Source organism: Mesorhizobium sp. WSM4311 (genome assembly GCF_002295115.1).
Taxonomy (GTDB): Bacteria; Pseudomonadota; Alphaproteobacteria; order Rhizobiales; family Rhizobiaceae; genus Mesorhizobium.
This window is the reverse complement of sequence record NZ_NSFV01000004.1, coordinates 265,329-278,186: the sequence shown is the minus strand read 5'-3', so window position 1 is coordinate 278,186 and position 12,858 is coordinate 265,329. Positions and strand designations below refer to the sequence as shown.

General features: G+C 64.3%; 13 protein-coding genes. 6 read left to right on the top strand and 7 right to left on the bottom strand.

Annotated features, from left to right (window positions below):
- The first annotated feature begins 259 nt into the window (after nucleotides 1–259).
- A complete protein-coding gene (locus CK226_RS12155) occupies nucleotides 260–733 on the top strand; it encodes a DUF805 domain-containing protein (RefSeq protein WP_095792164.1) in 474 nt (157 codons plus the stop codon).
- Nucleotides 734–760: 27 nt separating this feature from the next.
- Here CK226_RS12155 and CK226_RS12150 read toward each other — a convergent pair whose 3' ends face one another.
- Nucleotides 761–1,663 carry a phosphotransferase family protein gene (locus CK226_RS12150; RefSeq protein WP_095791975.1) on the bottom strand — a complete coding sequence of 301 codons (903 nt, stop codon included), beginning with the start codon at nucleotides 1,661–1,663 and terminating at the stop codon, nucleotides 761–763.
- Between the two features lie 103 nt (nucleotides 1,664–1,766).
- Between CK226_RS12150 and CK226_RS12145 the strand changes: the two genes are divergently transcribed.
- Nucleotides 1,767–2,399, top strand: a complete 633-nt coding sequence (locus CK226_RS12145) for a class I SAM-dependent methyltransferase (RefSeq protein ID WP_095791974.1) — start codon at nucleotides 1,767–1,769, stop codon at nucleotides 2,397–2,399.
- Here the strand turns inward: CK226_RS12145 and CK226_RS12140 are convergent.
- Both CK226_RS12140 and CK226_RS12135 read right to left on the bottom strand, forming a co-directional pair.
- Nucleotides 2,396–4,849: an FAD-dependent oxidoreductase gene (locus CK226_RS12140; RefSeq protein ID WP_095791973.1), complete on the bottom strand. Its 2,454-nt coding sequence runs from the start codon at nucleotides 4,847–4,849 to the stop codon at nucleotides 2,396–2,398. The two genes, CK226_RS12145 and CK226_RS12140, sit on opposite strands and share 4 nt — an antisense overlap.
- Nucleotides 4,846–5,733 (bottom strand): phosphotransferase family protein, encoded by an 888-nt coding sequence (locus CK226_RS12135; protein ID WP_095771714.1) that lies wholly within the window; start codon nucleotides 5,731–5,733, stop codon nucleotides 4,846–4,848. The genes CK226_RS12140 and CK226_RS12135 overlap by 4 nt, the downstream gene beginning before the upstream one ends.
- A 410-nt stretch (nucleotides 5,734–6,143) precedes the next feature.
- Between CK226_RS12135 and CK226_RS12130 the strand changes: the two genes are divergently transcribed.
- On the top strand, nucleotides 6,144–6,920 hold the full coding sequence (locus CK226_RS12130; protein ID WP_095791972.1) for a DeoR/GlpR family DNA-binding transcription regulator: 777 nt from the start codon (nucleotides 6,144–6,146) through the stop codon (nucleotides 6,918–6,920).
- Here CK226_RS12130 and CK226_RS12125 read toward each other — a convergent pair.
- The 4 genes from CK226_RS12125 to CK226_RS12110 all read right to left on the bottom strand — a co-directional run bounded on the left by CK226_RS12125 (nucleotide 6,917) and on the right by CK226_RS12110 (nucleotide 10,370).
- A complete protein-coding gene (locus CK226_RS12125; RefSeq protein WP_095791971.1) occupies nucleotides 6,917–7,816 on the bottom strand; it encodes an NAD(P)/FAD-dependent oxidoreductase in 900 nt (299 codons plus the stop codon). The two genes, CK226_RS12130 and CK226_RS12125, sit on opposite strands and share 4 nt — an antisense overlap.
- Nucleotides 7,806–8,255, bottom strand: coding sequence for an Rrf2 family transcriptional regulator (locus CK226_RS12120; RefSeq protein WP_095791970.1), 450 nt, complete (start codon nucleotides 8,253–8,255; stop codon nucleotides 7,806–7,808). Before CK226_RS12120 ends, CK226_RS12125 begins: the two co-directional genes overlap by 11 nt.
- Before the next feature lie 68 nt (nucleotides 8,256–8,323).
- Nucleotides 8,324–9,685: a HAMP domain-containing sensor histidine kinase gene (locus CK226_RS12115; RefSeq protein ID WP_095791969.1), complete on the bottom strand. Its 1,362-nt coding sequence runs from the start codon at nucleotides 9,683–9,685 to the stop codon at nucleotides 8,324–8,326.
- Nucleotides 9,686–9,695: 10 nt separating this feature from the next.
- Nucleotides 9,696–10,370, bottom strand: coding sequence for a response regulator transcription factor (locus tag CK226_RS12110; protein WP_095791968.1), 675 nt, complete (start codon nucleotides 10,368–10,370; stop codon nucleotides 9,696–9,698).
- A gap of 321 nt (nucleotides 10,371–10,691) precedes the next feature.
- On the opposite strand from CK226_RS12110, the gene CK226_RS12105 reads away from it, so the two are divergent.
- From CK226_RS12105 to CK226_RS12095, 3 genes are all read left to right on the top strand, one after another.
- Entirely contained in the window at nucleotides 10,692–11,261 is a 570-nt protein-coding gene (locus CK226_RS12105) for a methyltransferase domain-containing protein (protein ID WP_245437739.1), read from the top strand.
- Nucleotides 11,258–11,875, top strand: coding sequence for a DedA family protein (locus CK226_RS12100; protein ID WP_095771719.1), 618 nt, complete (start codon nucleotides 11,258–11,260; stop codon nucleotides 11,873–11,875). Before CK226_RS12105 ends, CK226_RS12100 begins: the two co-directional genes overlap by 4 nt.
- A gap of 74 nt (nucleotides 11,876–11,949) precedes the next feature.
- Nucleotides 11,950–12,855: a LysR family transcriptional regulator gene (locus tag CK226_RS12095; protein WP_095771720.1), complete on the top strand. Its 906-nt coding sequence runs from the start codon at nucleotides 11,950–11,952 to the stop codon at nucleotides 12,853–12,855.
- Nucleotides 12,856–12,858: the final 3 nt, after the last annotated feature.

Here is a 12,858-nt window from a genome sequence, read left to right as displayed (position 1 = left end):
CAGGAAAGTGTAAGAAGGCTTTCCGTCCGCGATTGGGTCTAAACAAAGCATCCGGCACATCACAGGCTGCCGTTTCGAAGCTCCGCACCCAGCGGCGGAAGGCTATCATGCGGAATTGTCGGAGTTTCCGGTCAGAAAATCCGATATTTACATCGATACTTTGCGGTGTACGTTGCCTTTCGGGCGCAATACGGGATTGATTCTTGTCCGGACGAAGCAGGATCAGCATCCCAAGAAAACTGCGACAGAGGGGGCGATGATGGGAAGTTTTTCCATATGGCATTGGCTGATCGTTTTGATCCTGATCGGCTTGCCGCTGGTGTTTATTCTAAGAGCAGCGCCAGCCGGTGCCAACCGGTTCGGAGAAATACCGCTTTCGATGAATTTCGGTGAAGCCGTTTCAAGCTTCTTTCGAAATTACGTGAATTTTTCCGGCAGGGCCAGCCGCTCGGAGTTCTGGTATTCCTACCTCTTCATTTTCATAGTCGGTGTCATTCTTGTCATAGTCGATGCCATTGTGAAGAATGAAATCATCTCATCGATCTGGAATCTTGCCATCCTTCTGCCGACGCTTGCCATGACCGCTCGCCGACTGCATGACATCAACAGAAGCGGTTGGCATCAACTCCTTGCGGGGTTGTTCCCCATCGGCACCATTGCGTTGATCATTTGGTATTGCAAAAAATCCGACGACACGGTGACTTTGACCGAAATAGAGAGGGTTTTCAGGTAGGCTGGAGCCCCGCCATATGGATTTGCTTTAACCCATGCGCAAAGCCGCCAAGTGCCTTGAAAACTCCGGCGTCTCCATCAACGCCTTGCAGCGGGCGAAGCGGCCGTCGGCATAGGCGCGGAAATCGTCGACGGGATTTTCGTTGGCAAGCTGGATCAACCCCCAAAGCGTCCAGAGCAGATCGCACATCGCCTTGTAGATGACGACGCGGCCGCGTTCCGCCGGCCTCGCCTCGCGGCCGAAATAGGCGCGCATCAGCTCTTCGTCCTGGTCCGCATCGAACTTGCCTTCCACACTGAGGTCGCCGAGATCCCAGAGCGGGTCGTTCATCCCCGAATATTCCCAGTCGACGATCCACATCCGCTCGCCCGTATCCAGGAAGTTCTCGCACAGCGGATCGCAGTGGCAGGCGACGAGGGGGAGCGGATGAGCGGCCAGCGCCGAGCGCACGCTGCCGGCCTCGCGCACCACGTCGTGATAGCCGGCAGGCAGGGTGACGTCCTTGGTCGACAGCACCTTGAGGTAATCGTCGATCATCGAAAATAGTTCGAAGCGGAAGGGGAACACCGCACCGGACGCGTGCAGCTTGCGGAAGGCTTCGCCGGCCCGGGCGGGGCTGCCCGGCCTCTCCCTGAATTTCTCCGGCGACATGGTCTGCGCGCCGGCGATGAAGCGCGTCACCATCACGCCGGTATCGGCGTCGGCATGCAGCACTTGCGGGCTGACGCCGGCTTTAGCGGCCTCGCGCGCGGCCACCGCTTCGTTGGCGCGGTTGATGTATTCCGCAGTGCCTTTGCCCGGAATGCGCAGGCAGAGATCGCCGGCCCTGAAGACGAGATTGGTGAGGCCGCCAAGCCGCTCCAGCGGCCCGGTATAGCCGGCAAGCATGGGAATGGCGGCCAGCTTTGCCCGCGCTTCGTCTGTCACCATGCCCGCGCCCCCACGCCGTTATTTCTCACCGCAACGGTTCCACAATTTTCGCCGTTTGGCTATCATCCGATCAAAGGCAACTTGATCAGGCGACACAGCGGCGATGACGGACGGTAAACACTTGGACGCGCTCAGCGCGGCCTACGCAGCCAAACGCCCGGAGGAGGTGGCCGCACTCTATGATCGCTGGTCGCAGACCTATGACGCCGACATGTCTGCCGCCGGTTATCGTCATCCGACGATCTGCCTTGCCCTGCTGACCCGCCATCTGCCGCGCGGCGCGGCGCCGTTGCTCGATGCAGGCGCGGGCACCGGGCTCATCGGCGAATGGCTCGATATATCAGGCTATCCTGAAGTCGAGGCGCTGGACATCTCGCAAGGCATGCTGGACCAGGCCGCCCGCAAGGGTGTCTATTCCGCGCTACATTGCCTCGCGCTCGGCGGCACGCTGCCCTTTGCCGACGATGCCTATGCCGGGATCGTCTCGGCCGGTGTCTTCACTTCAGGCCATGTCGGCGTCGAAGGGCTGGATGAGCTGATCCGCATCTGCCGGCCCGGCGGGATCATCGTGCTGACGGTCAAGAACACGCTGTGGGATCAGGGTTTTGCCGCACGCATCGCCGAACTCGAAGCACAAGGCGTCGTCACCCGTGCCGAGGAAACGCGCCCTTACGTCTCGATGCCGGGCGAGGCCGACACCGTGCCCAGCCGGGGCCTCGCTCTGCTAGTGAACTAGGCCTTTACCCTCTCCGCCGTCGGGTCGAACATCGGCTCGAGATGGATCCTGGCCGGCGTCCGCTCCATCGCGACAACCAGCTCGTAGTCGCCCGTGGCGAGGAAATCGTCGCTCACCCCGTCGCCGTTGCGCACATAGCCGTAGCCGATGTTCTTGCCCAGCGTGTAGCCATAGCCGCCGCTGGTCAGATAGCCGACCGGCTCACCATTGCGCAGGATGGTCTCCCGGCCGAGCAGCACGACTTCAGGACTGTCGACCGTGAAGCCGGCAAAGCGCTTCTTCAGCGGCGCGCCGACAACCGTCTCGAGCGCGCGCCGGCCGACGAAATCGGTGTTCTTCCTGAGCTTGACCGCCCAGCCGAGCCCGGCTTCCTGCGGCGTGTCGTTGGGTGTGATGTCGGAACCCCAGGCGCGGTAGCCCTTTTCCAGCCGCAGCGATTCCAGCGCCCGGTAGCCGACCGGGCGGATGCAATGCGTCTTGCCGGCCGCCATCAGCGCGTCGAAGACTTCGCCTGTCGCCGCGATCGGCACATGCAGTTCCCAGCCGAGTTCGCCGACATAGGTGACACGCAGCGCCCGAATCGTGTGGCCGGCGATGGTGACCTCGCGCACATGGCCGAACGGGAACGAAGCATTCGACACATCGGCATCGGTCACAGCGGCGAGCACGTCGCGCGCCCTCGGGCCCATCAGCGACAGCGTGCCGAACTCCTCGGTGACATCGGTCAATTCCGCATCGTGACCCTCGCCGATATGGTCGCTGATCCACGAGGCATCATGCGTGCGGAAGCCGGTGCCTGTGACGATGTAGAATTTCTCCTCGGCCAGCCGCGCCACGGTCAGGTCGGCCTCGATGCCGCCGCGCGTGTTGAGAAGCTGCGTGTAGGTCAGCCTTCCGACCGGTTTGCTGACGTCGTTGGCGCAAATCCAGTCGAGCGCCTTGGCCGCGTCGGGTCCGCTCAATTCGTACTTGGCGAAGGACGACTGGTCGAAGATGCCGACCTTCTCGCGCACATGCCGGTGCTCGTCGCCGACAGCTGAAAACCAGTTCTGCCGGCCCATTGAATAGATGTCCCGCGGCTCGACGCCCTCCGGTGCGAACCAGTTCGGCCGCTCCCAGCCGAGCTTCGAGCCGAACACGGCGCGCTGCTGCTTCAGCCTGTCGTAAAGCGGCGAGACGATGCGCGGCCGGCCGCTGGCATACTCCTCGTGCGGGAAGCCGATCGTGTAATGCTTGCCATAGGCTTCCAGCGTCCGCTCGCGCACCCATTGCCGGTCGCGGTGCAGGTTGGAGAAGCGCCTGATGTCGACCACCCACAGGTCGAGCGGCGCCTCGCCGTCCATCACCCATTGCGCCAGCACCCAGCCGGCGCCGCCGCCAGAGGCGATGCCGAAGGCGTTGAAGCCGGCGCCGACGAACATGTTGGCGCATTCTGGTGCCGTGCCGAGGATGAAATTGCCGTCCGGCGTGAAGCTTTCCGGCCCGTTGATCATCTGCTTGACGCCGACGGTTTCCAGCGCCGGCACCCGCGCGATCGCCTGTGTCATATGCTGCTCGAAATGGTCGTAGTCGTCGTCGAACAGCCGGAACTCCCAGTCGTTGGGCACGTCGCCGCCGGGGAGATCGGTCGCCCAGGACTGCGGGTTCGGCTCATAGCCGCCCATCACCAGTCCGCCGACCTCCTCCTTGAAATAGGTGCGCCGGTCGGGGTCGCGCAGCGTCGGCGCGTCGGTCGCCAGGCCATCGATCTTCTCGGTGATGATGTATTGGTGCTTCACCGGCTGCAGCGGCACGTTGATGCCGGCCATGGCGCCGACCTGCCGCGCCCATTGTCCGGCGCAGTTCACCACCTTGTCGCAGGCGATGTCGCCTTGATCGGTCTTCACCGCCGTGATGCGGCCGCCCTCCATCTCGAAGCCGGTGACGCGGACATTCTCATAGAGCTTGGCGCCATGCATCCGCGCGCCCTTGGCCAGCGACTGCGTGATGTCGGAGGGGCTGGCCTGTCCGTCTGTCGGCAGCCAGGAGGCGCCGACGAGATCGCCGGTTTCCATCAGCGGCCACATCGCCTTGACCTCGGCCGGGGACAAAAGATGCATGTCCATGCCGAAGCTCTTCGCCGTGGTCGCCAGCCTTTTGTACTCGGTCCAGCGGTCGGCATTGGTGGCGAGCCGCAGGCAGCCGGTCATCTTCCAGCCGGTGGCAAGGCCGGTTTCGGCCTCCAGCCCCTTGTAGAGGTCGACCGAATATTTGAGCACGCGGGTGATCGAGGCGGACGAGCGCAATTGCCCGACCAGGCCGGCGGCGTGCCAGGTCGAGCCCGAGGTCAACTTGCCCTGTTCGAGCAGCACGACGTCGGCCTTGTGGTCGCGCGCCAGATGATAGGCCGTCGAGCAGCCGATGATGCCGCCGCCGATGACGACGATGGCGGCCTGGCTGGGCAAGGTCATGATTTCAGGATCCCGTATTTTGTCCGGTAGTTTTCCAGCGCCGCGTCGAGCCGCACCAAATTTTCCTCGGTGTAGGCGACGTAGTCGATGCCGGGCGCGTCGAGATAGAGTTCCGAAACCATGCTCCACATCGCCTCGCGCAACAGCGAGGCGCATTGCATGGCGGCGTGCGAGCGGCGGATCGCCTCGTCCGGCTCCTTCATGAAATAGGCGGTCAGGAAGGCGAAGGATTCCGCGTCGCTCATGCCGGCGTTCGAGGCGACGCCGGCGAGGTCGAACATTGCCGTGTTGAAGCCGGCATATTCGAAATCGATCAGCCACAGCCTGTTGCCGTCGTCGAGAATATTAGCCGGCAATAGATCATTGTGACCGAAGACGATCGGCAGCAATTTCTGCGCCCGCTCCAGTTCGTCGGCCAGCGTCAGCAGACGCGGCAAGTCGTTGCGCTTGCGGCTGTTGCCCTCCTCGAGCGTGCGCGCATAGTCGCGGATGACGTGGAATACCCAGAACATGAAGCCGGCGCCGGAGACATGGTTCGGCATCTCGCGATGGAAGGATCGCAGCAGGGCCGCCACGCGCCCGAGATTGGCGCGCACGTCTTCGGCGAGGTAGGTCCTGGCGCCGAGAAACTGCGTCACCAGGATGCCAGGTTCGGAATAGCGCACGGCCGGCGCGAAGCCGGCGGCATGGGCCGCCCGCGCGGTCATCACCTCGCGCTCGCGGAAGACATGGTGGAAGGGATAGTCCTGGCCGAAGCGCACGACATGTTTGCCGGCAGCGTCACTGACCACATAATTGGCGTTGCTCAGGCCGCCGGGCAGGGGGGCGATCTCGATGGCGCCGGTCCAGCACGGCAGGGCGCGGATGCGATCTTCGGCAATCACGGGATCATCCCTGGTTTGCTGGGCTTCGACAAGGCGCCATGGACAGCGCGACGAGAGCGGGGAGAAACGCAAATAATCTCGTCGGTGCGGGACGCCAGGATCGGTATCCCGCACCGCACCGACGAGCCCCTTGGCCAGGATTCTGATCCCGGCATCCGCCCCCGCGGATCTGAAAATTCCTTACCCCAGACGCGTTCAAGACCGCCTGGCCAGTGAGTTGCGGCTCTGCCATCGCCCTCCCGTTGCAGCTCCGAACCCTGCTGATGCGTTAGATTTCACGCCAGGGTTGCCCGGTTGTCAATAAAAAGATGTGACTTTTTTTGGGTGTTTTGCCCGAAAGCAAGGAGCGGTATCTTTAAAACTGCTTGAATTACCTTAAAACCGGTCAAAGGCGAAGTCCGGGAAACCCAATGGTCCATTCCAAACGCCACGGCGAGATCCTGCGGCTGCTGCAGGAAGAAGGAACCGTCACCATCGCCAGCCTGGCCGATCGGCTGGGTGTTTCGCTGGAAACCGTGCGGCGCGACGTCAAGCCACTCACCAGCGACGGCTCGGTGCTGAAGATGCATGGCGCCATCGGCCTGCCGTCCATGGTCGGCGAGGCGCCGTTCGAACGGCGCATGCGCGAGAATGCCGATGCCAAGCGCATCATTGCCCGCATGGTCGCCGCCACCATCCGCGACGGGGAATCGGTCATGCTCGACACCGGCACCACCACCTCGTTCCTGGCCCGGGAACTGCTCGGCCACCGGCGCCTGACGGTCGTCACCAATTCGTCCGACATCGCCCGCACGCTGGCCACCATCAACGGCAACAAGGTCTATATGGCCGGCGGCGAATTGCGCAGCGATTCAGGTGCCGCGTTCGGCACTTCGGCCATCGACTTCGTCAGCCGCTTCTCGGTAAGCCATGCCATCATATCCACCGGCGCCGTCGATGCGGTGACGGGCGTCATGGACTATGATCTGGAAGAGGCCGAATTCGCCCGCATGGTGCTGTCGCGCGGTCAGCGCTCAATCGTCATCACCGACCACACCAAGTTCGGCCGCCAGGGCCTGGTCCAGGTCTGCGGCTTCGACGGCTTTTCCGAACTCGCCACCGACCGTTCGCCGCCGCACGACATAGCCGCGGCGCTGACGCAGGCCGGCGCGCGGCTCAGCATTGCCGGCGGCGAAGCCGGATTCTAACCGAACACCAGCGATTGGTGGGCGCACACGCCCGCGAAGGTCCCACCCGATACCGCGAAGGCGATGTTGTGCATAGCGCGTGCGGCGTCTCCGGCGGCGTAGACGCCGGGAATTGTCGTCTGCTGCCGGTCATCGACGGATATTACCGGACCGAGCAGGCCGTCCGTGAAGCCGCAGCCGAGTTGCTCCGCCAGCGGGCTCGCCATCGTGTTGCGCGGCGCGGCGAACATCGCCCTGACGCCAGCTTTTCGGCCGCCCTCGAGATGGACGATCAGGCCGCCGGAGCCGTCTTCCCTGAGTTCGCTGACGATCGCGGATTCGAACGTGATAGTCTTGCTTTCAAGGGCGAGCATCTGCCCGGCGTCGGGTTCGATCTGGCCGTTGCCGAACAGCGTGACGTCGCCCCAGTCGGCGATCAACTGCGCCTGATGCATGGACATCGGGCCGGTCGCGAGCACGCCAAGCGGTCCGCCGGAAACCTCGTAGCCGTGGCAATAGGGGCAGTGCAACACCGTCTTGCCCCATTGCTCGGCTAGCCCGGGAACCTCCGGCAGGATGTCGCGCACCCCGGTGGCCAGCACCAGCCGCGCGGCGCCGAATGTCTCGCCACCATCGGTGGTGATCTCGAAATCGCTGCTGCTGTTGGCGACGGCTCTGTCTGCACGGGCATTGACGAGCCTGGCTGTGGGATAGGCCAGCAATTGCCGCCTTGCATCATCGAGGATGGCGCCGGGCGTGCGCCCGTCCTGGCCGAGAAAGCCATGCGAATGCGCGGCGAAACGGTTGCGCGGCCGGCCGGCGTCGATCACCAGCACGTTGCGCCGGGCCCGCGCCGCCTGGATGGCGGCGGACAGGCCGGCAAAGCTGCCGCCGATGACGGCGAGATCATACTGCATGGCTGGAAACTCCAATGAGGTCGTAACGGCGGCGGAAATCGGCGGTCAGGTCGGCCAGCGTGATGCGGCTGAGCTTCTCCGCCAGCAGCTTTTCGGCCGCGACGCGAAAATCGTCGAGCACGGCGATCACCGCTTGCTCGACAAGGCAGCCCGGGCTTTCCTGCTCGGTGCCGAACGGCAGCAGCGTCTCGCCAAGCGCGGCGCTGATCTCGGCCAGCGAGATGTTTTCGGGCGCGCGCCCGAGCAGCCAGCCACCACCATGCCCGCGCGACGAGGTGACGATGCCGGCGTCTCGCAAGCCGGCGATGGTGCGGCGCACCACCACCGGGTTGGTGTGAATGAAGGTGGCAAGCTGCCCGGAGGTCAGCGCGTGCTCTGGCTTCTCGGCCATGTGGACGAGAATGTGCAAGGTGGAGGACAGTCGGCTGTTGCGCTTCATGTAACTTATTTAGTTACGATATCGGCGATGTCAAACACGCCAGCGCAATTTTGTCGTTGAGGCCGGTGTTATGCCGGCAAGGCGCGAAAACTCATCCTGAAGCACGCGCCGCTCGGCTTGCCGTCGAGGATCTCGATGCGCCCACCATGCAACTGCATGATTTCCTGCACCAGGTTGAGCCCGAGCCCGGCGCCGTGATCCTGCGGGCGCAACCGGTAGAAGGGCTCGAAGATGCGTTCGCGCTCGGCTGGCGGCACGCCGTCGCCTTCGTCCCGCACCTCGATGACGGCCGGAGCGGTGACACTGACGGTGATCTTGCCCGTGCGCCCGCCATGCTCGATGGCGTTCTGGACGATGTTGGTCACGGCGCGCTCGATCGCGGTGCGATCGCCGGTGGCGAAAACCGCTTCCCGTTGCGGCTCGAACGATATCTCGTATCCGGCCGAAAACGCCATCGGTGCGAGGTCGACGATAACGCCGCGCGCGATCGCCACGAGATCGACTTTCTCGAACGGCGAGGTCTGCCGGTCGAGGCGTTGCAGGTCGAGCAACTGGTCGGTCAGCGTCGAAAGCCGCGCTGAGTCCTGCAGCAGCCGGGCTCGCTCCGGTGTCGCCGGCAGCGAGGCCAGGCGCGTGTTGAGGATGGCGACCGGCGTTCGGAGTTCATGGGCGGCGTCGGTCAGGAAGCGCTTGTGGCGCTCGTAGCCCTTGTCCAGGCGTGCAAGGGCGGCGTTCACCGCCTTGACCAGCGGCGTGACTTCCTTTGGCACATCCTTCAGTGGCAGTTGCACGCCGCGCTGGTCGATGTCGATGCGTTCGGCTTCGGCGGCGGCATGGCCAAGGCCCGACAGCGCGCCGCGCACCACCCATGGCGTCGCGAACAGCGTGGCCAGCGCCATCAGGCCGGCGAGCGGCAATATGCCTTGCAGGAAGAATTGCGGCGCCTGTCCGAGCAGGCGCAGCAGCGAAAGCCCGCCCTTGGTGCCGGTGAAGATCTGGAGGTTGCCCGCGGCCGTTTCGGTCCAGCGGATCTTCGCATCCGGCGGCGCGCTCTCGCCGATGGAATGGTCGATACGCGCGTCGCTGATGGTGTCCAGCAGTCCGGCGAAAGGCTGGAAGATGGCCGGCACCGTGCCTTCCTGCAGCCGCTGCCCCTGTCTGTCGCGGATGATGAACCAGAGGTCGGGGACTTCGGATCGCAGCTTCGTCAAGTCCGAGGTCTCGCGCAGCACAAGCTTGCCGCCAGCGTCACGCGCGACTGCATCCGCCAGCACGTCCATCGTGCCGTCCTCATAGTCGTGCGGAATGAGGCCGGTGGCGAGCAATGCGCCGAGGATGCCGACGATGATCAGCGTCAGCATCGCGCATTGCAGCAAGGCGATGCGCAGCACCAGGCTCCATTTGAGCGAACGCGGGCGTCTGAGGCTCATCGATCGAGGCTCACGTCGTTTCGCGCAGCAGATAGCCGACGCCGCGAATGCCGTTGATCGTCACCCCGGCATCGGCGTCGGCGAGCTTGCGGCGCAGGCGCGAGACATGGGTGTCGAGCGCATTGGACTGGATCTCGTCGTCGAGGCCGAACACCGCTTCCATCAGCGCCTCGCGCTGCACCATGCGGCCGGTGCGCCGCATCAGCGCCTCCAGCACCAGGAGTTCGCGGCGCGGCAGGCTGAGCGGCTCGCCGCGGATCGCAGCCTCGCGGTGTCCGACATCGAGCACCAGATGGCCGGCGCGGATGAATTGCGACTGCATCGGCGCTGGCCGCCTGAGCAAGGCGCGCAAGCGGGCCAGCAATTCCTCGAAGGCGAACGGCTTTGCCAGATAGTCGTCCGCGCCCATGTCCAGCCCGTCGACCTTGTCGGACGTGTCGCCCTTGGCCGTCAGCACCAGCACGGGCGTGGTGTTCGCCGCCGAGCGCAATCTCGGCACCAGCGACAGCCCGTCGCCGTCAGGCAAATGGCGGTCGAGCAGGATGGCATCGTAGCTGTCGACGGCAACGAAGCCTTCCGCCTCAAGCAATGTGCCGGCGTGATCGACCACCATGTCGTGGCGCTTCAGCGCGGCGCGCAGCGCCGAGACCATCTCGGGCTCGTCTTCGACCAGCAAGATACGCATCCACACTCCCCGGCTACGAGCACACCGGATCGGGCGCTACCGTGCCAACATTGCGTGGACATGGCAAAGCCGAACGGCCGGCGGCCGGCAAGTTCTTTCTTTGCGTCCAAGCTATTGCGCAATGTCTATGCAATCCAGCCACGGCAAACAGCGCCGGTCGGCAGGAACCGCCCATGCCGGCGTCAAGGCGTCGGGCCCGAAGATGCAACAGGTTCGGGTCCGACGCCGAAACGAAATCAAGCGGCCGCGCCGAATTGGTTGGCGTGCCGTTGTTCGGGATTGAGGTTGGTTATGCCTGCACATGATGCCCTGTCTTTTCTCATGGCGTGGACCGTGGCGCCGTTCAGGGTCGGCTCCGTCACACCGTCCAGTTCCAGCCTGGCGGCCTTGATGACGCGCGACATCGGTCCCGAGACCGGCCCCGTGCTGGAGCTCGGTCCCGGAACCGGCCCGTTCACGCGGGCGCTGCTGTCCCGCGGGGTGCAGCAAGAGGATCTGACGCTGATCGAATCCGATCCGGATTTTGCGGCACTTCTCATGCGGCGCTTTCCCACCGCCCGCATTTTCGAGATGGATGCCGCCGGCCTGCGCCATCTGTCGCTGTTTCCCGGGCCGGTGGTTGGCGCCGCCGTCAGCGGACTGCCCTTCCGCTTGATTTCGCCACGCAAGACGCTTGCCATTCTCGAAGGTGTTTTCGCAAACCTTCGCCCGGGTGGGGCGCTCTACCAGTTCACGCTCGGCCGGCGCTGCCCGTTCGACCAGTCGCTGCTCGACCGGCTCGATCTCGAAGTCACGCGGGTCGGCCACACCTTTCGCAATTTCCCGCCGGCGACGGTCTATCGCCTCGCCAGGATCAAGACGCTTGGAACCTATGACTGGCGCTTTGCATGACCGGTCCATTGTCGGCCATTCTCGGCTTCGGCCTGTTCGGCGTCTTCTGCCTCGCCTTCACCGAGAAGATCCTGCCGATACCGCCGTCCCATGTGCTGCTGCTGTTCCTCGGCATGACGGCGGCGCCGAATGGCGCGGCGCTGCTGGTCCTGCTGGCGGTGACGACGCTAGCCTCCTTCGCCGGCTGCCTTGTCTGGTATGCGGTTGGCCGCCGGATCGGATTTGACCGTGCCGACCACCTGATCGAACAGATCGGCAGATATGTCTTCCTGCGCCCGGCAACCTACCGCAAGCTTGGCCAGGCCTATCGCCGCAATCATGTCCGGGTGTCGCTGTTGGCGCAGTTCATCCCGACGGTGCGCAACTATCTGCCGATCGCGGCCGGCGCGCTTTGTCTGCCGGCGCTGCCCTTCGCGATGGCGACGCTGCTCGGCGCCACCATCTGGAATGCGGGCTTCCTCCTGACCGGCTACCTCTTGCGCGGCAGCGGCCAGGATTCCTTCACGGTGGGCTTGCGCATCATCGTCATTGTCGTGGTGCTGGAGACGGCCTTCATGCTTGCATTGCGCTATGGCCCCGCATGGCGGCGGCGCATCAGGCTGGCGCTCGGCTGAGCACCAGTCTCCAGCCATGGGATAAGTTCCGCCGTCGGCTTTCCTTCGCTCGGCCGCCGGTGTTTAGTCCGGCCATGGCCTTCACCATCCGCCAACTGCAGTTCTTCATCGCCGTCGCCGAACAAGGCACGGTGTCGGGCGCCGCACAGAACCTCTCCATCTCGCAATCGTCCGTCACCGAAGCGATCAAGGAACTCGAAAGCGATCTTGGCGTCGAACTGTTCGAACGCCATCCGCGCGGCCTCAACATCACGCATAAGGGCCACCAGTTCCTGCGCCATGCGACCAAGATCCTGGCCGACGTGTCCGACGCCCGCCGCTCTTTTTCCGGCGAACAGGCCGTGGCTGGAGGGCGGCTGCAGCTTGGCGTCACCTCGCTGGTCGCCGGCTATGTGCTATCGGATCTGCTTTCCCGCTATCGCCGCGCCTATCCGGGCGTCGAGGTCTCGGCCATCGAGGACAATGGCGACTACCTCGAACATCTCCTGATCGGCGGCAAGCTCGATATCGCCGTCATGGTGACCTCCAATCTGCGCGACCGCACGGCGCTGCAATCAGAAATCCTCGAGGTCTCGACCTACCGCCTGTGGCTGCCGCTCGGCCATTCCCTCGTCGGCGCCGACATCATCAGCATTGGCGATATCGCCGGCGAGCCTCTGATCATGCTCACCGTCGACGAGATCGAGGAGAACACGGGAAAACTGCTGGCGGCGATCGGCGCCAAGCCGCATGTCGCCTTCCGCACCCGTTCGGTGGAAGCGGTGCGCAGCCTGGTCGCTACCGGTGCCGGCGTGGCGCTGCTGCCCGACCTCGTCTACCGGCCATGGTCACTGGAAGGCGACCGCATCGAATCGCGCGATATTTCGGGCTCCTTGCCAGTGGTGCAGGTCGGCATGGTCTGGCGGCGCGGTTCCAGCTTGCCGCAGGCGGCGCGCGACTTCATCGGCCTTGCCCAGTCTCAGCGGACGGTCCGTCGCTAGTGG